Genomic DNA, 18,100 nt, shown 5'->3' with positions numbered 1-18,100 from the left:
ATTATTTATAACGATAAGTAATTCTACCGCGTGATAAATCATACGGAGACATTTCTACAGTTACTTTGTCGCCAGGTAGAATTCGAATATAATTCATTCTAATTTTACCACTTACGTGTGCTAAAATTTCATGACCATTTTCTAATTCTACTTTAAACATAGCATTTGGTAAAGTATCTAATACTGTACCTTCTAATTCAATTACATCTTGTTTCGCCATTGATTAACTTCCCCCTTTTTACAATAGTAAGGTAATCGTCAATAGACAACTTCAACGATACGAATCTAATATAGTGACTAGTTATAATAAGTTTAACAAAATGCGGGAATTATTATCGTCATTCGACACTCAGAAAATTAATTCTTGCCAGAGAAACCTAATCAAATTCACATAAATCTAGACCGTACTAAGTTGATCTATTTCAATTGATCTAAGATATCAATGACATCTTTGGTTACATCGTCAATATCTTTCGCACCATCAATGTTTTTCAATACACCTTTTTCATTATAATACTCTAAAATTGGTTTAGATTGTTTAACATTAACGCTTAAACGATTAGATACTGTTTCAGGATTATCATCTTCACGTTGATAAAGCTTTCCACCATCGATATCACAAATACCATCAACCTTTGGAGGATTAAATACAAGATGATAAGTCGTACCACATTTCTCACAGATACGACGACCTGTAAGACGATTCATTAATTCTTCCTCAGGAACTTCGATGTTGATTACAGCATCAATATTTCTTCCAAGCTCAGACAAAATTTGATTTAATGCCTCAGCTTGTTCGATTGTTCTTGGGAAGCCATCTAATAAGAATCCTTTTTTTGCATCGTCTTCAGATATTCTTTCTTTAACGATACCTACAGTAACTTCATCAGGGACTAATTCTCCACGATCCATGTAAGATTTAGCTTCTTTACCTAAATCTGTTTCATCTTTAATCGCTTTTCTGAACATGTCACCAGTAGATATATGTGGTATTGGGAATTTCTTAACAATTTCACTCGCTTGAGTTCCTTTACCTGCGCCAGGTAAACCCATTAAAATGATATTCATAAATTGCCCTCCTACAAATTATCTACCACCAAAGCCTTTATATTCTTTTTGACTCACTTGAGCTTCAAGTGATTTCATAGTTTCAATTGCTACACCAATAACGATTAATAAACTAGTACCACCAATTTGTATTGATTGAGGTAAATTCATAAATTTAGTCGCTAATATTGGCAATATAGCAATAACTGCTAAGAAAATAGAGCCTACAAAAGTTAAGCGATAAAGTACTTTAGTAATATATTTTTTTGTTTGATCACCAGGTCGAATACCTGGTACATAACTACCTTGTTTCTTCAAGTTATCAGCCATTTTTTCAGGATTAACTTGAACAAAGGCATAGAAATATGCGAATGCAATAATTAATATCACATAAACAATCATGCCGTAAGTGTTTGAAGGGTTAGCATATTCAGAAATTGATTGCGCCCAATCCGCTTTAGGGAAGAACAATGTTAATGTTCTTGGCAATAAGAAGAACGCCATCGCAAAGATTACTGGAATGACCCCTGCTGAGTTTACTTTTAAAGGTAGATAAGTTGCTTGTGATCCTAATCTTTGGCCAGTTTGTTTTTTAGCATATTGAATAGGAATCTTACGTTTCGCTTCAAGTACATAAATAGCACCTATAGTTAATAAGATTAAACCTACAATTAAGCCAATAACTTTTAACCATGCCAATGTTGTATCATCATTACCAACAAATGCTTGTTGCACAAATTGAATAATAGATGATGGTAAAGTTGACAAGATACCTGCAAAGATAATGATAGAAATACCATTACCAACACCAAATTGAGTGATTTGATCACCAAGCCAAATTAGAAATGCTGTTCCTGCTGTTAATACAACGGCAATCAATAAATAACTCATGACAGATTGATTAATAATCAATTTCCCGCCTAAATAGTTATTAAATTGGAATGCCATACCAATTGACTGTATGAAAGCCAAAATAATAGCGAAATAACGTGTTACATTACTAAGTTTTCTTTTACCTACTTCACCTTGTTTAACCCATTCCGAGAACTTAGGAACAATATCCATCTGTAATAATTGCATTACGATAGATGCAGTGATGTAAGGCATAATACCCATAGCAAATATTGAAAAGTTCTTTAAGGCTCCGCCACCAAACGTATTAAGAAGAGCAGCGACACCTTGATCAGAACCTTGTTGTTCAAATGGCGCAGGATTTACGCCAGGAGCCGGAATATAAGTTCCTATTTTGAATATAATTAACATTGCTAAGGTAAAGAAAATCTTGTTTCGAACTTCTTTCGTTTTGAAGAAGCTCACAAACGTCTGGAACATTAGATCACCTCGTGTGCTCCACCTTTTGCATCAATTGCTTCTACTGCTGAAGCTGAGAATTTATGAGCTTTCACTGTCAATTTTTTATCAAGTGAGCCGTTACCTAGTACTTTGATACCAGATTTTTCATTCTTAACTACACCAGTTTCAACTAATAAAGCTGGAGTTACTTCAGTACCATCTTCAAATTTATTAAGTTGGTCTAAGTTAACAATAGCATATTCTTTACGATTAATGTTAGTGAAACCACGTTTTGGTAAACGACGGAATAAAGGTAATTGTCCACCTTCAAATCCAGGTCTTACGCCACCACCTGAACGTGCTTTTTGACCTTTTTGACCGCGACCACTAGTTTTACCATTACCAGAACCAGCACCACGACCAACACGGTTACGTACACGACGTGAACTTTCAGCTGCTTTTAACTCATGTAATTTCATTTTATAGGCACCTCCTTAATTATTTTTCTTCAACTGTTAATAAGTGTTTAACTTTGTTGATTTGCCCACGAATTGCAGGGTTATCTTCAACAACTACTGAACTATTAGTCTTTTTAAGACCTAAAGCTTCAACAGTTTTACGTTGTGTTTCAGGACGACCAATAACACTACGAGTGAGGGTAATTTGTAATTTAGCCATTATCTATTTTCCCTCCTTAATTATATAATTCTTCTACTGATTTGCCACGTAATTTCGCAACATCTTCAGCGTTTTTAAGGTTTTGTAAACCATTGATTGTAGCACGAACCATATTGATTGGTGTGTTTGATCCTAATGATTTACTTAAGATATCAGTGATACCTGCTAATTCTAATACGGCACGTACTGGACCACCAGCGATAACTCCTGTACCAGGTGCAGCTGGTTTCATGAATACGCTACCTGAACCGTAACGACCAGTAATAATGTGTGGAGTAGTTCCATCTACACGTGGAACGACTACTAAATCTTTTTTAGCTGCTTCGACAGCTTTTTTGATAGCTTCAGGTACTTCTTGAGCTTTACCTGTACCGAAACCTACACGACCATTTTTGTCTCCAACTACTACTAATGCAGTGAAACGGAAACGACGACCACCTTTAACAACTTTAGCAACACGATTAATTGTAACAACGCGTTCTTCAAATTCTTTCGTTTCTTCTTCTCTACGAGCCATGTATTTGTCCCTCCTTTAAATTAAAATTCTAATCCGCTTTCTCTAGCTGCATCTGCTAATGCTTTTACGCGACCATGGTATAAGTAACCACCACGATCAAATACGATAGCTTTGATACCTTTATCAGAAGCTTTTTTAGCGATTGCTTCGCCAACTTTTGTTGATAAATCAACTTTAGAAGCTGAATCACTTGCGATATCTTTATCTTTTGATGAAGCTTGAACTAAAGTTTCGCCTTTAACATCATCGATAATTTGTGCATAAATGTGTTTGTTTGAACGATATACATTTAAACGTGGTTTTTCAGCTGTACCTGATAATTTAGTACGCACACGAGCATGTCTTTTCAAACGCACTTTGTTTTTATCAATTTTACTGATCATTGTATTACTCCTTTCTTGATAGAGTTATCTATTATTTACCAGTTTTACCTTCTTTACGGCGAACATATTCACCTTGGTAACGGATACCTTTTCCTTTGTAAGGTTCTGGAGGTCTTACTGAACGGATATTTGAAGCGATTGCTCCAACTTGTTCTTTAGATACACCAGATACTCTAACTGTTGTGTTTTTCTCTACTGCGAAAGTAATGCCATTTTCAGCTTTAATTTCTACAGGGTGAGAATAACCAACGTTTAATACTAAGTCACTACCTTGCATTTGTGCACGGTAACCTACACCAACAAGCTCAAGTGTTTTTTCAAATCCTTGAGAAACACCTTGTACCATATTATTTAATAAAGCACGAGTTGTACCATGAACTGTTCTGTCATCTTTAGAATCAGTAGGTCTTACAACTTCAAGTGTGTTTTCTTCTTGTTTGAAAGTCATTCTTTCGTTAAATGTTCTAGTTAATTCACCTTTAGGACCTTTTACAGTAGCTGTATGACCATCAAAAGTTACTGTAACGTCGCTAGGGATGTCAATAATTTTCTTACCAACACGACTCATGTTATGGCACCTCCTTATTTATTATTACCAAACGTATGCGATAATTTCTCCACCAACGTTACGTTTTCTTGCTTCTTTATCAGTGATTACACCTTCAGAAGTTGATACTAATGCAATACCTAAACCATTTAATACTTTAGGTACTTCGTTTGCTTTAGCATATACACGTAAACCAGGTTTAGAGATACGTTTTAATCCTGTGATAACACGTTCATTGTTTTGACCATATTTTAAGAATAAACGAATAACACCTTGTTTATCATCTTCAACGTATTCTACGTTTTTAATGAAACCTTCATTTTTTAAGATTTCAGCAATTTGTTTTTTTATGTTAGACGCAGGTAATTCTAACTTCTCGTGACGCACCATGTTTGCGTTTCTTACACGAGTAAGCATATCTGCGATTGGATCTGTCATTGTCATTGATTGTTGCCTCCTTTCAGACTCTTATATATTACCAGCTAGCTTTACGTACGCCAGGAATTTGGCCTTTGTAAGCTAATTCACGGAAACAAATACGGCATAATTTGAATTTACGATATACAGAATGTGGACGACCACAACGTTCACAACGAGTATATTCACGTACTGCATATTTTTGTTTTTTCTGTTGCTTAGCAACCATAGAAGTTTTAGCCACTTAATTAGCCTCCTTTTTAGAGATTATTTACGAAATGGCATACCGAAGTTTGTTAACAATTCACGAGCTTCCTCGTCAGTGTTAGCAGTTGTTACGATAACAATATCCATTCCTCTTACTTTACTTACTTTATCATAATCGATTTCTGGGAAAATTAATTGTTCTTTAATTCCTAAAGTGTAGTTACCGCGACCATCGAATGCTTTTTTAGAAACACCTTGGAAGTCACGTACACGAGGTAATGAAACTGCGATTAATTTATCTAAGAATTCATACATTCTTTCTCCGCGAAGCGTAACTTTCGCACCGATAGGCATACCTTCACGTAAACGGAATGTTGCAACTGATTTTTTAGCTTTTGTTACTAATGGTTTTTGACCAGTGATTAATTCTAATTCTTCAACAGCATTATCTAATACTTTAGAATTTTGAACTGCATCACCTACACCCATATTTACAACAATTTTTTCGATTTTTGGTACTTCCATTACAGAACTATAGTTGAATTTTTTCACTAAGTTTTCAGTAACTTCAGTATTGTATCTTTCTTTTAAACGGTTCAAAGTGGATCCTCCTTTCAACTAGTTATTAATTATTAGATTTGATTTCTTCGCCTGATTTTTTAGCGATACGAACTTTTTTGCCGTCTACAACTTTGTATCCAACACGTGTAGGTTCGTTTGTTTTAGGGTCTAATAATTGTACGTTAGAAACATGGATTGCTGCCTCTGTTTCTAAGATTCCACCTTCAGGATTTAATTGAGTTGGTTTTTGGTGTTTTTTGATAACGTTAACACCTTCCACAACGACACGGTCTTTTTTAGGTTCAGTAGCAACTACTTTACCTTCTTTACCTTTGTCTTTACCTGCGATAACTTTTACGTTGTCACCTTTTTTGATATGCATGTGGGCACCTCCTTAAATGATATGGTTTTTATAAATTAAAGTACTTCTGGTGCTAATGATACGATTTTCATGAAGTTGCCTTCACGTAATTCACGAGCAACAGGACCAAAGATACGAGTACCACGTGGGCCTTTGTCATCACGAATAATGACACATGCATTTTCATCAAACTTGATATAAGAACCGTCATTACGGCGAACGCCTGATTTAGTTCTAACGACAACAGCTTTGACTACGTCACCTTTTTTAACAACGCCACCTGGTGTTGCATTTTTAACAGTACATACGATAACATCGCCGATGTTAGCTGTTTTGCGACCAGATCCACCTAATACTTTAATTGTAAGAACTTCACGAGCACCAGAGTTGTCTGCTACTTTTAAACGAGTTTCTTGTTGGATCATTAGTTAAACCTCCCTTATCTCTAATCTTGTATTAAATAATTACTGACTCTTCAACAATTTCTACTAAACGAAAACGTTTTGATGCTGATAAAGGACGAGTTTCTTGAATTTTAACAATGTCTCCTAATTTAGCTGAATTGTTTTCATCATGAGTTTTGTATTTTTTAGAGTATTTTACACGTTTACCGTATAATTTGTGTGTTTTGTAAGTTTCAACTAATACAGTGATAGTTTTGTCCATTTTATCTGAAACAACTTTACCTACATAAACTTTACGATCGTTTCTTTCACTCACTTTTGTAACCTCCTCTTTCATATAGATTATTGATTAGCTTTACTTTGTTCGATTTCTCTTTCACGAGCAACAGTTTTTAGACGTGCAATCGTTTTTCTAACTGTACGAATACGTGCAGTTTCCTCTAATTGACCTGTAGCTAACTGAAAGCGTAGGTTAAAAAGCTCTTCTTTTGAAGATTTGATTTGTTCTTCGATTTCTGAAGTGGTTAAGTCTCTAATTTCCTTAGCTTTCATTTGTTTCACCACCCAATTCTTCACGTTTTACAAACTTAGTTTTTACTGGAAGTTTGTGACTTGCTAAACGTAATGCTTCACGAGCAACTTCTTCAGATACACCAGCAACCTCGAATAAGATTCTACCTGGTTTTACAACAGCGATCCAGCCTTCTACGGCACCTTTACCAGAACCCATACGTACTTCTAAAGGTTTTTTAGTATATGGTGTATGAGGGAAGATTTTAATCCAAACTTTCCCGCCACGTTTCATGTAACGTGTCATAGCAATACGAGCAGATTCGATTTGACGAGATGTGATCCAAGATGTTGTAGTAGCTTGCAATCCATACTCACCAAATGTTACATAGTTACCGCCTTTAGAACGACCAGTTGTTTTTGGACGATGTTGACGACGATATTTAACACGTTTTGGTAGTAACATTATTATTTTCCTCCTTCACTAGTATTCTTAGTAGGAAGAACTTCACCACGATAGATCCATACTTTAACACCTAATTTACCATAAGTAGTGTCTGCTTCAGCATGTGCGTAATCGATGTCAGCACGTAAAGTATGAAGTGGAACAGTTCCTTCTGAATATTGTTCAGCACGAGCGATGTCTGCTCCGCCTAAACGACCTGATACTTGAGTTTTGATACCTTTAGCACCAAGTTTCATAGCTCTTGTAATAGCTTGTTTTTGTACACGACGGAATGAAGCACGGTTTTCTAATTGACGAGCAATATTTTCAGCAACTAAACGTGCATCGATATCAACTTTTTTAACTTCAATAACGTTGATGTGTACTTTTTTATCAGTTAAGTTATTTAATTTATTACGAAGTTTTTCAATTTCAGAACCGCCTTTACCAATTACCATACCTGGTTTACCAGTGTGGATAGCAATGTTAATACGGTTTGCAGCACGTTCAATTTCAACGTGAGAAACTGATGCTTCTTTTAATTCGTTATCAATGAATTTACGGATTCTTAAATCTTCGTGTAAAAGTGAAGCGAAGTCTTTTTCAGCATACCATTTAGCTTCCCAATCACGGATGATTCCGACACGAAGTCCGATAGGATTAATTTTTTGACCCACAGTATTCCCTCCTTAAATAGTTATTAAGCTTCTTTAGCTTCTTCTTTTCCGTCACTTACGACGATTGTAATGTGGCTTGTACGTTTGTTAATAGCACTTGCACGACCTTGTGCACGTGGACGGAAACGTTTTAAAGTTGGTCCTTCATTTGCATATGCTTCTTTGATAACTAATTCATCAGTGTTCATATCATAGTTATGTTCTGCATTTGCTAAAGCGGACATTAATACTTTTTCAATTACTGGTGATGAAGCTTTATTAGTTAATTTTAAAATAGCAATAGCTTCTCCAGCATTTTTACCTCTAATTAAGTCAAGAACTAATCTTACTTTACGAGGTGCGATTCTGATTGTTCTAGCAACCGCTTTTGCTTCCATTAGGATTTCCTCCTCTACTTCTATTTATTATCTTCTTGTTTTTTTATCGTCTGCAGCATGACCTTTAAATGTACGAGTTGGAGCAAATTCACCTAATTTGTGACCTACCATATCCTCAGTTACATAAACAGGTACATGTTTACGTCCATCGTATACTGCGAAAGTATGACCGATGAAATTGGGGAAAATTGTAGAACGACGTGACCATGTTTTGATTACTGTTTTCTTTTCACTTCCGTCTTGAGCTTCTACTTTTTTCATTAAGTGATCATCGACGAAAGGTCCTTTTTTAATACTACGAGCCATTTGGGCGCCTCCCTTCTTATTATGTGCGTGCAGCAATTACGCCGCACACCCAAATAAGTTGTTATTATTTTTTCTTACGTCCACGAACGATAAGTTTGTCTGATGATTTTTTACCACGACGTGTTTTCTTACCAAGCGTTGGTTTACCCCATGGTGACATTGGAGATGGTCTACCGATAGGAGCACGACCTTCACCACCACCGTGTGGGTGATCGTTAGGGTTCATTACAGAACCACGAACTGTTGGACGGATACCTTTCCATCTAGAACGACCCGCTTTACCAACGTTAACTAATTCATGTTGTAAGTTACCAACTTGACCGATTGTTGCACGACATGTTGATAAAATCATACGAACTTCACCAGAACGTAATCTGATTAATACGTATTTACCTTCTTTACCAAGTACTTGTGAACTTGCACCTGCTGAACGAGCAAGTTGTCCACCTTTACCAGGTTTTAATTCGATGTTGTGGATTACAGTACCAACTGGAATGTTTTGTAATGGTAATGCATTACCAACTTTGATATCTGCATCTGCACCACTTTCAACTACTTGGCCTACTTGTAATCCTTTTGGTGCGATAATGTAGCGTTTTTCACCGTCTGCATATACTAATAATGCGATGTTAGCTGAACGGTTTGGATCATATTGAATTGAATCAACTTTTGCAGTGATTCCATCTTTATTACGTTTGAAATCGATAACACGGTATTGACGTTTATGTCCTCCACCATGGTGACGAACTGTCAATTTACCTTGGTTGTTACGACCCGCTTTTTTCGGTAGCGGTTGTAATAATGACTTTTCTGGAGTTGATTTCGTGATTTCTGCGAAATCTAAACTAGTCATATTACGACGACCATTTGTTATTGGCTTATATTTTTTAAGAGCCATTGTCGCTTACCTCCTTAATGGTAACTTTTATTTTATTTTGTTTTAGTTGAATAAGTCGATTGAACCTTCTTTAAGTTTAACAATCGCTTTTCTTCTTTTATTTGTATAGCCTTGGTAACGGCCCATACGTTTTTTCTTAGGTTTATAGTTGATGATATTTACATTTTCAACTTTTACATCGAAGATTTCTTCAACTGCAATTTTAACTTGTGTTTTATTAGCACGAGTATCTACGTCGAAAGTATATTTATCTTCAGCCATAGCTTCAGAAGATTTTTCAGTGATTACGGGGCGCTTAAGAACATCTCTTGCTTCCATTATCCGAGCACCTCCTCAACTTTTTTAGCTGCTGTTTCAGTAATGATAACACTATCTGCGCTAGAGATATCTAATACGTTTAAGCCTTGTGCAGTACTCACTTGAACACCAGGAATGTTACGTGCTGATAATTCAACATTTACATCTTCGTTTTCAGTAACTACTAACACTTTTTTAGGTTGTTCAAGTGTAGTTAATACGTTTTTGAATTCTTTTGTTTTTGGAGCATCAAAACCAAAATTATCAATAACTGTAAAGTTGTTTTCTTGAACTTTGAAAGATAATGCAGAACGTAATGCTAAACGACGCATTTTCTTAGGCATTTTATATGCATAACTTCTTGGTGTTGGTCCGAATACGATACCACCACCACGCCATTGTGGAGCACGGATTGTACCTTGACGTGCACGTCCTGTACCTTTTTGTCTCCATGGTTTACGTCCGCCACCACGTACAGCTGAACGATTTTTAACTGCATGAGTTCCTTGGCGTAATGAAGCACGTTGTAAGTTGATTGCTTCAAAAAGAACACTGTTGTTTGGTTCAATAGCGAATACTGAATCGCTTAATTCAACAGAACCTGATTTAGATCCGTCTACTTTTAATACATCATAATTAGCCATTATGCTTTTTCCTCCTTTCGCTACTTATTATTTATTACCTTTTTTAATTGAAGTTTGGATTTCTACGAAACCTTTTTTAGGTCCAGGTACATTACCTTTTACTAAAATAACATTGTTTTCTGCGTCAACTTGAACTACTTCTAAGTTTTGAACAGTAACTGTGTTACCACCCATACGTCCAGGCATTTTTTGACCTTTAAATACTCTTGAAGCATCTGAAGCCATACCTACTGAACCTGGTGCTCTATGGAAATGAGAACCGTGAGCCATTGGTCCGCGTGCTTGGCCATGACGTTTAATTGCACCTTGGAAACCTTTACCTTTCGAAGTACCTGTTACATCAATAATATCTCCAGCTTCAAAAGTATCAACTGAGACTTCTTGACCTACTTCGTATTCATCAACATTAACGTTTCTGAATTCACGAATGAAGCGCTTAGGTGTTACGCCAGCTTTTTTAGCGTGACCTTCAGTTGGTTTATTAGCATATTTGTTTGATTTTGCATCTTTTTTATATGCTTTTTTATCATCAAAACCTACTTGGATAGCATTGTAACCATCTACTTCTTCAGTTTTCTTTTGTAATACTACGTTTTGACTTGCTTCTACTACTGTAACTGGGATTAATTCACCGTTTTCTCCGAATACTTGAGTCATCCCAATTTTTCTTCCTAAGATTCCTTTGGTCATCGAAAGTCCACCTCCTAAAATTTATCTTATAATTTAATTTCGATGTCTACACCAGATGGTAAGTTTAAGCCCATTAAAGCATCAACTGTTTTTGGTGTTGGGTTAACAATATCGATTAAACGTTTATGTGTACGTTGTTCGAATTGTTCACGAGAATCTTTATACTTATGCACCGCACGGATAATTGTGTAAACTGATTTCTCAGTTGGCAATGGAATTGGTCCAGAAACATCTGCACCAGAACGTTTTGCAGTTTCAACAATTTTCTCTGCTGATTGATCAATCACACGGTGATCGTAAGCTTTTAATCTGATTCTGATTTTTTGTTTTGCCATAATTTTCCCTCCTTATTCGTCTACATTTGAGTGATAGACTTCTCCACGAAAACTATCTTACACAGCGCCATGGCAAAGCGGCCGGGTGTGTCAGTAACCTTTCGCTTCATCGCTTTCATCAAGTCCAACATTAGATATGTTACATGAAAAACATTGATAAATCAAGGCTTTTCTATAACTTTTGTACTCTTGTCTAACACATACTTTAGTATTGTACTTGAAATAATCATGTACTTCAACCTTTTTAAGTAAATTTTTTCCCTTTTTTAAAATTTCAATTATAATATTAATGTAGAACGTATTAGTTATGTAAAATCTACTATAGTATATATCGTTTATTTTAAATACAATCAAACTATTTCACGGAGGTGAATAAACTTGAAAAGAAATATTAAGGCTACACTATCTATTATTAGCATCATATTACTTGCATTTGAATTCTTCTATGGGATTCCTTTTTTAGGTGGGAGTGTAATAGTTAGTTTTGGTTGGCAGCCTCTTTTATTTAATGCACTGTTATATCTAATATTGTTTATCATTCTAATAGTTGATCGACAAAATGCAATTAAACCGATGGCAATTATTCCACTTATTGGAGTGATTGGATCATTTATCGCCTTTATCCCTATTATTGGGATGTTTACTCATTGGGTACTTTTCTTTTTAATGGTATTCTTTGTGTTTATCGTTTTAAGTGCGCCAACTTATTTTCCTAATAAAGATGCAAGAGTAATATATACTCAATATAAAGATGAACATTATAAAAATAAATAGATGACATAGATAAAGGGCAGTTTTCTCTATTTTAGAGAAAACCGCCCTTTTAATTTTATTTTTTATTAGCCGTGTACAAAGATAAAGTACAATATGAACAATACCATTAAGAAATACATAATTGGGTGCACTTCTTTATGTTTTTTAGTAATTAACATTGTAATAGGATAAAATACAAATCCGCATGCAATACCTGTCGCAATTGAATATGATAAAGGCATCATAATAATTGTAATAAATGCAGGAACTGCAACTTCAAATTTCTTCCAATTAATTTCAGCAAAGTTTGAAGCCATTAAGATACCTACAACTACTAATGCAGGTGTAGTTACTGCACTTGTAACCACTTCAATTAATGGACTAAAGAAAAGTGCTAATAAGAAACAGAAACCTGTTACGATACTTGCAAACCCAGTTCTAGCTCCAACAGCTACACCAGATGTTGATTCAATATAAGATGTAGTCGTTGTAGTACCAAAAACTGCACCAACAATCGTTGCTAATGAATCAGCAAATAATGCTCGTCCTGCTCTAGGTAATTTATTATCTTTCATAATCCCCGCTTGTGATGCCACTGCTACTAATGTACCTGCAGTATCAAAGAAATCAATGAAGAAGAAAGTTAAGATTACAATTAAAAATTGAATTGTGAATAATTGACTTGGATCTTTAAATGCTTCAAAAGCTGCACCAAATGTTGGTTTAATACTAGGAATTTCTCCAATAACACCAGATGGCGTATGTATCAATCCAGTTATCATCCCTACAATTGCAGTGATAATCATTCCGATGAAGATTGAACCTGGAACTTTTCTTGCATATAAAATAATTGTGATGATAATACCAAAGATGGCTAATAATACCGGTCCTTTAGTTAAATGACCTAGCGTAACTAAAGTGGAATCATTTTTAACAATTATACCAGCGCTTTGAAGTCCTACAAACGTGATAAACAAACCAATCCCTGCGGACACTGCCATTTTCATCTGATATGGAATGGCATTGATGATTGTCTCCCTTAGCCCTGTCATCGTTAATATGGCAAAGAATAAACCAGAGAATAATACGCCTGTTAAGCCAATCTGCCAAGGTATACCCATAGTTAAAACAACTGTAAATGCAAAGAACGCGTTTAATCCCATACCAGGTGCTAGAGCAATTGGATACCTAGCGATAAGTCCCATAAATAGTGAACCAACAAATGCTGCTAAAGCTGTAGCAACAAATATAGCACCTTGATCCATTTTCATGTCGGCTGAAACGCCTTTAACGCCTGCTAAACTTAAAACTTGCGGATTAACTGCTAAAATATATGCCATTGATAAGAAAGTTGTGATACCACCAATTATCTCTTTCTTATAGTTAGTACCGTATTTGTCGAACTGAAAGTATTTTTTCACGGCTTTAAACTCCTTTTATTGAAATACTTTAATATTTTAATATTACTTTTTGAAAAACACAATACTAAAAACGAACTTTTATCAAAAAGATATCATTTAAGTTCGATTTTGAACTATAATCTCAAGTTTTTTAATGCATCTTTAAACGGATTATTTTCAAGTGAATCCTCTTTATTCATATATTTTTTCATTTCTTTTTTCGAAACTTTGCTATTGGACTTATTCTTAAAGCGTTTATCCATTTGTTCTTGTGTTTCTGTGTGGCCACATACACATCGATAAACTGCATCCTTACCTCTACCGAATAAAGTCATTTTCTTTTTACAATTTGGGCAACGTGCATTTGTTTTTCGTTGTACATTTTTTTTAGTTTTACATGAAGGATCTTGACATACTAACATCTGTCCATTTTTAGTTTTAACCTTTATCATAAATTTCCCACAAGTTGGACATTCAGTAGTTGTTAAATTATCATGCTTATATTTTTGTTCACTTGTTTTAATCGTATTAACAATTGATTGAGTGAATGCTTTCATTTCATCGATAAAACGTCGCGAATTATATTTTCCTTTTTCTATTAATAATAATTTTTCTTCCCATTCAGCCGTTAATAATGGTGAAGTTAGCTCTTGAGGCGCAAGGTCTAGTATTTGTTTTCCTTTTGTAGTTACCTTAATTTTCCCGTCTCTAGATTCAATCGCATTGATATTAAATAGTTTTTCTATGATATCAGCTCTAGTTGCGACTGTCCCAATACCACCTGTTTGCTTGAGTGTGTTCGCATGTTTCTTATCATTAAGCTGAATATAATTTTGCGGATTCTCCATCGCCTTCAATAATGAACCTTCATTAAAGTATTCTGGAGGCGTTGTTTCATGTTCGTTCACTTTAATATTTTGCAAACGATGTTTTTCACCTTTTTTAAAATGACTTTCCTTTACAACATCATTACTATCTTTCGTAAGTGCCTTGAAGCCTAATTGGCGAGTAATCTTTTCATTTAATACTAAAACATGATTCCCAACATTAGCATCAACTTTGACTGCTTCAAATTCATGAGGCGCCATTAAAGACGCTATAAATCTTTCAGCTACCATCATATAAACTTTGCTTTCTCTATTACTTAAACTTTGCATATCAGGTCGCACTTCTGTTGGAATTATTGCATGGTGATCAGAGACTTTACTGTTATTAAATATACGCATTTTACTAGAATAGGATTGCCCTATTAATGGTCTTATTTGCGCTTTATAATCAGTAGCCAATAAAGCTTGTAATCTTTCTTTAATCGTATCTACCATATCATCTGTTAAATAATTTGAATCTGTACGAGGATATGTGAGCACTTTATGACGTTCATATAAATTTTGAATCGTATTGAGTGTTTCTTTAGGCCCCATCTTGAATCGTTGGTAAGCCTCTTGTTGTAAATCCGTCAAATTGTAAAGTGACTTAGGATAACTTTTTTTCTTTTTCGAATCAACATTATTTATGATGACTTCACTACCTCTAATTTCATCAGCAATTTGACTTATGACTTCTTTAGACATATATTGATTATTCGTTTTTAATTGAAACGTAAGTCCATCGATATCAGCTGTTAATGTATAATACTTTTTCGGTTTAAAGTGATTTATTGCTTGCTGTCTGGCGTTGACTAGTTGTATCGTTGGTGTCTGAACACGTCCTAATGATAATTGTGCATCATATTTCGTAGTTAGTGCACGCGTAGCATTAATTCCTACAATCCAATCCGCTTCACTTCTTGCTAAAGCCGCTTCATATAAATTTTGATACGCTTTACCATCTTTAAGATGTTTGAACCCTTGTTGAATAGCTTTTTTAGTTACTGAACTAATCCATAATCGTTTAATAGTCTTACTGGTACGAACTTTATCTAAAATAAGTCGTGCAACTAGTTCCCCTTCTCTTCCCGCATCCGTAGCGATAATAATTTCTTTAACTTCTTTATTTAAGATCAGAGACTTTACCGTTTTAAATTGTTTACTTGTTTTACCAATAACAATTGTTTGCATCTGTTTAGGGATAATTGGTAAATCTTCAAGTTTCCACTCTTTATATGCTTTATCATAATGTTCAGGTTGCGCATTCGTAACTAAGTGACCTAGTGCCCAGGTAACTATATAACGTTCATTTTCTATATAGCCATTACGTTTACCTTTAATATTTAACGCTTCAGCAATATCTCTTGCTACTGAAGGTTTTTCTGCTAAGATTAATGATTTCATAAAACTTTCCTTTCAAAATACCTTTATTTCCCTTTGATTTTCAATACGATTATAATTGTAACACGATAGACAATAGTCCAACCTTTCATTTACTTCCAAATAACAATATAATTAATTTATCAAAGTGATAATGAAATGGAGGTACGCTATGCAAATTGTTAAAGTAAGTGACCTGAACCAAATCATATCTTTTATTAATTCGTCATCTGATGAATATGCGTCTTATATATATAAAATAGCTAAAGTACAAGATGATGTTAAACAGTTACTTCAAGAATCCATAAATACTTGTGGTGTATACTGTATGATAGAAGATGAAACTATTGTCGCATTAATCACGGGGATTAATTATGAAACTGATAAATTTAAAGTACTTGGACCTTATGTAAATGATACGTTTCATTTTGACACTGAACACTTTATTGAATTATTTTCATCTTTTAAAATTGCCCAATCTCCAAACGCTATATTTAACTTTTCGTATGATGAGTGCACACATAATTCTAAAACAATTATGAAATCGATAGGCGCGAATTATAATTTTACAGACTACTATCTTAATGTTTATAAACCTATTGATAAAACCGAACCTGACGTAAATATTATTGACTATCAACCTGGGTTCCAAAGAGCCTTTAGTAAATTACATGAACAAACATTTAAACATAACGCACTAACACCTAAAGAAATCATAGAATCTTTAGATGAAAATAATCGATTATTTCTATTTGTTAGTGAGGGATTGCTAAAAGGTTACCTTTATTTACAGATTGATTCACAACAATCTATTGCTGAGATACGTTATTTTAGTTCCCATTCTGACTATCGTCTCAAAGGAATTGCATTTGATTTACTATCTTATTCCATTAATTATGCTTTCAATCATTTTAATTTAAGTAAGGTTTATTTTAAAATTCGTAGTAAAAATGCAACGCTTGTCGAACGGTTTAATGAATTGGGTTTTGAAATAGACACTGAATACAAAAAATACAAATTATAAATACAACAAAATTTCTAATAATCATAATAGACCTATGAGTTCAAAACCATTTGAATTTATAGGTCTTTGTTATTATTACACTTTTTTATTATGAGCAATTATTTGTTAACTTATCAAATTTTCATATAAAATGTTCCACGAGTGTTAATAAGAAAGGAAAACACTTTAGATAGATATAGGAGAGTGATTCGGAATGCAATTTGTTGATATTTTAATCGCATTATTACCCGCTCTATTTTGGGGAAGCGTAGTCTTAATTAATGTGTTTGTAGGGGGCGGACCTTATAACCAAATCAGAGGTACAACGTTAGGTGCTCTTATTGTTGGTATTGTTCTATTATTAATGGGACGTGCTCAATTCGATAATTTAACGGTAATAATCGTCGGTTTAATTTCAGGTGCATTATGGGCATTTGGTCAAGGAAATCAATTACGTTCTGTTAATTTAATTGGTGTATCTAAAACGATGCCTATTTCTACAGGGATGCAATTAGTTGGTACAACATTATTTAGTGCTATATTCCTAGGTGAATGGAGTACTGGCGTTCAAGTAACGATGGGTATCATTGCAATGATTTTATTAGTAACAGGTATTGCACTTACATCTTTACGTGGCAAAAATGCTGGTAAGTCAGATGACCCTGAGTTTAAAAAAGCACTACTCATTTTAATTATCTCAACTATCGGCTATGTTGGTTATGTTGTAATTGGAGATATTTTTGGTGTTAGTGGTACTGATGCTTTATTCTTCCAATCAATAGGTATGGCTATTGGTGGTTTTTTACTATCAATGAGACACGAAACAAATATCAAATCTACGACATTAAACCTTATTCCTGGTATAGTTTGGGCTATTGGTAATTTATTTATGTTCTATTCTCAACCTAAAGTTGGTGTAGCAACGAGTTTCTCATTATCACAATTACTAGTTATCGTATCAACACTTGGCGGTATTTTCCTTTTAGGTGAGAAAAAAGATAAACGCCAAATGATTGGTATATGGTCTGGTATTATACTCATTATTATTGCTGCGTTTATTTTAGGAAATCTGAAATAGTTCGTTTTAACTAAGGAGGAGTCAAA

Annotated in this window: 29 protein-coding genes; 3 read left to right on the top strand and 26 right to left on the bottom strand. The window is 34.5% G+C overall.

The window, feature by feature from the left end:
• Position 1 precedes the first annotated feature (1 nt).
• The 24 genes from infA to rpsJ form a co-directional block, all read right to left on the bottom strand.
• Positions 2–220, bottom strand: coding sequence for a translation initiation factor IF-1 (gene infA, locus HYI43_03900; GenBank protein UDI77740.1), 219 nt, complete (start codon positions 218–220; stop codon positions 2–4).
• A 197-nt stretch (positions 221–417) separates the two neighbouring features.
• Positions 418–1,068 (bottom strand): adenylate kinase, encoded by a 651-nt coding sequence (locus HYI43_03895; protein UDI77739.1) that lies wholly within the window; start codon positions 1,066–1,068, stop codon positions 418–420.
• 18 nt (positions 1,069–1,086) lie between these two features.
• On the bottom strand, positions 1,087–2,379 hold the full coding sequence (secY, locus tag HYI43_03890) for a preprotein translocase subunit SecY (protein UDI77738.1): 1,293 nt from the start codon (positions 2,377–2,379) through the stop codon (positions 1,087–1,089).
• Entirely contained in the window at positions 2,379–2,819 is a 441-nt protein-coding gene (rplO, locus tag HYI43_03885) for a 50S ribosomal protein L15 (protein ID UDI77737.1), read from the bottom strand. Before rplO ends, secY begins: the two co-directional genes overlap by 1 nt.
• A gap of 19 nt (positions 2,820–2,838) precedes the next feature.
• Entirely contained in the window at positions 2,839–3,018 is a 180-nt protein-coding gene (rpmD, locus tag HYI43_03880; protein UDI77736.1) for a 50S ribosomal protein L30, read from the bottom strand.
• Positions 3,019–3,034: 16 nt separating this feature from the next.
• On the bottom strand, positions 3,035–3,535 hold the full coding sequence (gene rpsE, locus HYI43_03875; GenBank protein ID UDI77735.1) for a 30S ribosomal protein S5: 501 nt from the start codon (positions 3,533–3,535) through the stop codon (positions 3,035–3,037).
• Positions 3,536–3,555: 20 nt separating this feature from the next.
• The gene (rplR, locus tag HYI43_03870; GenBank protein ID UDI77734.1) at positions 3,556–3,918 is read right to left on the bottom strand and encodes a 50S ribosomal protein L18; all 363 of its coding nucleotides are present in this window, start codon (positions 3,916–3,918) and stop codon (positions 3,556–3,558) included.
• Positions 3,919–3,949: 31 nt separating this feature from the next.
• A complete protein-coding gene (gene rplF / locus HYI43_03865; protein ID UDI77733.1) occupies positions 3,950–4,486 on the bottom strand; it encodes a 50S ribosomal protein L6 in 537 nt (178 codons plus the stop codon).
• A gap of 24 nt (positions 4,487–4,510) precedes the next feature.
• On the bottom strand, positions 4,511–4,909 hold the full coding sequence (gene rpsH, locus HYI43_03860; protein UDI77732.1) for a 30S ribosomal protein S8: 399 nt from the start codon (positions 4,907–4,909) through the stop codon (positions 4,511–4,513).
• Positions 4,910–4,940: 31 nt separating this feature from the next.
• On the bottom strand, positions 4,941–5,126 hold the full coding sequence (locus tag HYI43_03855) for a type Z 30S ribosomal protein S14 (protein ID UDI77731.1): 186 nt from the start codon (positions 5,124–5,126) through the stop codon (positions 4,941–4,943).
• A 23-nt stretch (positions 5,127–5,149) separates the two neighbouring features.
• The gene (rplE, locus tag HYI43_03850; GenBank protein ID UDI77730.1) at positions 5,150–5,689 is read right to left on the bottom strand and encodes a 50S ribosomal protein L5; all 540 of its coding nucleotides are present in this window, start codon (positions 5,687–5,689) and stop codon (positions 5,150–5,152) included.
• Positions 5,690–5,714: 25 nt separating this feature from the next.
• A complete protein-coding gene (gene rplX, locus HYI43_03845; GenBank protein ID UDI77729.1) occupies positions 5,715–6,032 on the bottom strand; it encodes a 50S ribosomal protein L24 in 318 nt (105 codons plus the stop codon).
• A 35-nt stretch (positions 6,033–6,067) separates the two neighbouring features.
• Entirely contained in the window at positions 6,068–6,436 is a 369-nt protein-coding gene (gene rplN / locus HYI43_03840; GenBank protein UDI77728.1) for a 50S ribosomal protein L14, read from the bottom strand.
• Positions 6,437–6,467: 31 nt separating this feature from the next.
• Positions 6,468–6,731 carry a 30S ribosomal protein S17 gene (rpsQ, locus tag HYI43_03835; GenBank protein ID UDI77727.1) on the bottom strand — a complete coding sequence of 88 codons (264 nt, stop codon included), beginning with the start codon at positions 6,729–6,731 and terminating at the stop codon, positions 6,468–6,470.
• A gap of 26 nt (positions 6,732–6,757) precedes the next feature.
• Positions 6,758–6,967: a 50S ribosomal protein L29 gene (rpmC, locus tag HYI43_03830; GenBank protein UDI77726.1), complete on the bottom strand. Its 210-nt coding sequence runs from the start codon at positions 6,965–6,967 to the stop codon at positions 6,758–6,760.
• On the bottom strand, positions 6,957–7,391 hold the full coding sequence (rplP, locus tag HYI43_03825; protein UDI77725.1) for a 50S ribosomal protein L16: 435 nt from the start codon (positions 7,389–7,391) through the stop codon (positions 6,957–6,959). Before rplP ends, rpmC begins: the two co-directional genes overlap by 11 nt.
• 2 nt (positions 7,392–7,393) lie before the next feature.
• Positions 7,394–8,047, bottom strand: a complete 654-nt coding sequence (rpsC, locus tag HYI43_03820; protein ID UDI77724.1) for a 30S ribosomal protein S3 — start codon at positions 8,045–8,047, stop codon at positions 7,394–7,396.
• A gap of 23 nt (positions 8,048–8,070) precedes the next feature.
• Positions 8,071–8,424, bottom strand: coding sequence for a 50S ribosomal protein L22 (rplV, locus tag HYI43_03815; GenBank protein UDI77723.1), 354 nt, complete (start codon positions 8,422–8,424; stop codon positions 8,071–8,073).
• 27 nt (positions 8,425–8,451) lie between these two features.
• Positions 8,452–8,730, bottom strand: coding sequence for a 30S ribosomal protein S19 (rpsS, locus tag HYI43_03810; GenBank protein ID UDI77722.1), 279 nt, complete (start codon positions 8,728–8,730; stop codon positions 8,452–8,454).
• A gap of 64 nt (positions 8,731–8,794) precedes the next feature.
• Positions 8,795–9,628 carry a 50S ribosomal protein L2 gene (gene rplB, locus HYI43_03805; GenBank protein ID UDI77721.1) on the bottom strand — a complete coding sequence of 278 codons (834 nt, stop codon included), beginning with the start codon at positions 9,626–9,628 and terminating at the stop codon, positions 8,795–8,797.
• Between the two features lie 42 nt (positions 9,629–9,670).
• Positions 9,671–9,946 (bottom strand): 50S ribosomal protein L23, encoded by a 276-nt coding sequence (gene rplW / locus HYI43_03800; GenBank protein ID UDI77720.1) that lies wholly within the window; start codon positions 9,944–9,946, stop codon positions 9,671–9,673.
• Complete coding sequence (gene rplD / locus HYI43_03795; GenBank protein ID UDI77719.1) at positions 9,946–10,569, bottom strand: 50S ribosomal protein L4; 624 nt, start codon at positions 10,567–10,569, stop codon at positions 9,946–9,948. The genes rplW and rplD overlap by 1 nt, the downstream gene beginning before the upstream one ends.
• 27 nt (positions 10,570–10,596) lie before the next feature.
• Entirely contained in the window at positions 10,597–11,259 is a 663-nt protein-coding gene (gene rplC / locus HYI43_03790) for a 50S ribosomal protein L3 (protein ID UDI77718.1), read from the bottom strand.
• Between the two features lie 26 nt (positions 11,260–11,285).
• The gene (gene rpsJ, locus HYI43_03785) at positions 11,286–11,594 is read right to left on the bottom strand and encodes a 30S ribosomal protein S10 (GenBank protein ID UDI77717.1); all 309 of its coding nucleotides are present in this window, start codon (positions 11,592–11,594) and stop codon (positions 11,286–11,288) included.
• Positions 11,595–11,972: 378 nt separating this feature from the next.
• Between rpsJ and HYI43_03780 the strand changes: the two genes are divergently transcribed.
• Entirely contained in the window at positions 11,973–12,368 is a 396-nt protein-coding gene (locus tag HYI43_03780) for a hypothetical protein (protein UDI77716.1), read from the top strand.
• Between the two features lie 65 nt (positions 12,369–12,433).
• Here HYI43_03780 and HYI43_03775 read toward each other — a convergent pair whose 3' ends face one another.
• Both HYI43_03775 and HYI43_03770 read right to left on the bottom strand, forming a co-directional pair.
• On the bottom strand, positions 12,434–13,768 hold the full coding sequence (locus HYI43_03775; GenBank protein ID UDI77715.1) for an NCS2 family permease: 1,335 nt from the start codon (positions 13,766–13,768) through the stop codon (positions 12,434–12,436).
• A gap of 113 nt (positions 13,769–13,881) precedes the next feature.
• Positions 13,882–16,017, bottom strand: a complete 2,136-nt coding sequence (locus HYI43_03770; GenBank protein ID UDI77714.1) for a DNA topoisomerase III — start codon at positions 16,015–16,017, stop codon at positions 13,882–13,884.
• A 148-nt stretch (positions 16,018–16,165) separates the two neighbouring features.
• Between HYI43_03770 and HYI43_03765 the strand changes: the two genes are divergently transcribed.
• Both HYI43_03765 and HYI43_03760 read left to right on the top strand, forming a co-directional pair.
• Positions 16,166–17,017, top strand: coding sequence for a GNAT family N-acetyltransferase (locus HYI43_03765; GenBank protein UDI77713.1), 852 nt, complete (start codon positions 16,166–16,168; stop codon positions 17,015–17,017).
• A 193-nt stretch (positions 17,018–17,210) separates the two neighbouring features.
• A complete protein-coding gene (locus HYI43_03760; GenBank protein UDI77712.1) occupies positions 17,211–18,074 on the top strand; it encodes a glucose transporter in 864 nt (287 codons plus the stop codon).
• Positions 18,075–18,100 lie beyond the last annotated feature (26 nt).

It is taken from the genome of Staphylococcus taiwanensis (assembly GCA_020544305.1).
In the GTDB taxonomy this organism is placed as follows: domain Bacteria; phylum Bacillota; class Bacilli; order Staphylococcales; family Staphylococcaceae; genus Staphylococcus; species Staphylococcus taiwanensis.
The sequence above is the reverse complement of the archived record's forward strand: the minus strand, read 5'-3'. Positions and strand labels throughout refer to the sequence as shown.

What these genes read in the sequence shown, in the direction of transcription:
- rplP (UDI77725.1), bottom strand. Translation starts at nt 7,391, where the DNA reads ATGTTACTACCAAAACGTGTTAAATATCGTCGTCAACATCGTCCAAAA.
- HYI43_03760 (UDI77712.1), top strand. Translation starts at nt 17,211, where the DNA reads ATGCAATTTGTTGATATTTTAATCGCATTATTACCCGCTCTATTTTGG.
- rpsE (UDI77735.1), bottom strand. Translation starts at nt 3,535, where the DNA reads ATGGCTCGTAGAGAAGAAGAAACGAAAGAATTTGAAGAACGCGTTGTT.
- rplO (UDI77737.1), bottom strand. Translation starts at nt 2,819, where the DNA reads ATGAAATTACATGAGTTAAAAGCAGCTGAAAGTTCACGTCGTGTACGT.
- HYI43_03895 (UDI77739.1), bottom strand. Translation starts at nt 1,068, where the DNA reads ATGAATATCATTTTAATGGGTTTACCTGGCGCAGGTAAAGGAACTCAA.
- rplC (UDI77718.1), bottom strand. Translation starts at nt 11,259, where the DNA reads ATGACCAAAGGAATCTTAGGAAGAAAAATTGGGATGACTCAAGTATTC.
- rplN (UDI77728.1), bottom strand. Translation starts at nt 6,436, where the DNA reads ATGATCCAACAAGAAACTCGTTTAAAAGTAGCAGACAACTCTGGTGCT.
- rplX (UDI77729.1), bottom strand. Translation starts at nt 6,032, where the DNA reads ATGCATATCAAAAAAGGTGACAACGTAAAAGTTATCGCAGGTAAAGAC.
- rplB (UDI77721.1), bottom strand. Translation starts at nt 9,628, where the DNA reads ATGGCTCTTAAAAAATATAAGCCAATAACAAATGGTCGTCGTAATATG.
- rplW (UDI77720.1), bottom strand. Translation starts at nt 9,946, where the DNA reads ATGGAAGCAAGAGATGTTCTTAAGCGCCCCGTAATCACTGAAAAATCT.
- rpmC (UDI77726.1), bottom strand. Translation starts at nt 6,967, where the DNA reads ATGAAAGCTAAGGAAATTAGAGACTTAACCACTTCAGAAATCGAAGAA.
- rplD (UDI77719.1), bottom strand. Translation starts at nt 10,569, where the DNA reads ATGGCTAATTATGATGTATTAAAAGTAGACGGATCTAAATCAGGTTCT.
- rplR (UDI77734.1), bottom strand. Translation starts at nt 3,918, where the DNA reads ATGATCAGTAAAATTGATAAAAACAAAGTGCGTTTGAAAAGACATGCT.
- rpmD (UDI77736.1), bottom strand. Translation starts at nt 3,018, where the DNA reads ATGGCTAAATTACAAATTACCCTCACTCGTAGTGTTATTGGTCGTCCT.
- HYI43_03765 (UDI77713.1), top strand. Translation starts at nt 16,166, where the DNA reads ATGCAAATTGTTAAAGTAAGTGACCTGAACCAAATCATATCTTTTATT.
- HYI43_03770 (UDI77714.1), bottom strand. Translation starts at nt 16,017, where the DNA reads ATGAAATCATTAATCTTAGCAGAAAAACCTTCAGTAGCAAGAGATATT.
- rpsJ (UDI77717.1), bottom strand. Translation starts at nt 11,594, where the DNA reads ATGGCAAAACAAAAAATCAGAATCAGATTAAAAGCTTACGATCACCGT.
- secY (UDI77738.1), bottom strand. Translation starts at nt 2,379, where the DNA reads ATGTTCCAGACGTTTGTGAGCTTCTTCAAAACGAAAGAAGTTCGAAAC.
- rplF (UDI77733.1), bottom strand. Translation starts at nt 4,486, where the DNA reads ATGAGTCGTGTTGGTAAGAAAATTATTGACATCCCTAGCGACGTTACA.
- rpsH (UDI77732.1), bottom strand. Translation starts at nt 4,909, where the DNA reads ATGACAATGACAGATCCAATCGCAGATATGCTTACTCGTGTAAGAAAC.
- infA (UDI77740.1), bottom strand. Translation starts at nt 220, where the DNA reads ATGGCGAAACAAGATGTAATTGAATTAGAAGGTACAGTATTAGATACT.
- rplV (UDI77723.1), bottom strand. Translation starts at nt 8,424, where the DNA reads ATGGAAGCAAAAGCGGTTGCTAGAACAATCAGAATCGCACCTCGTAAA.
- rpsS (UDI77722.1), bottom strand. Translation starts at nt 8,730, where the DNA reads ATGGCTCGTAGTATTAAAAAAGGACCTTTCGTCGATGATCACTTAATG.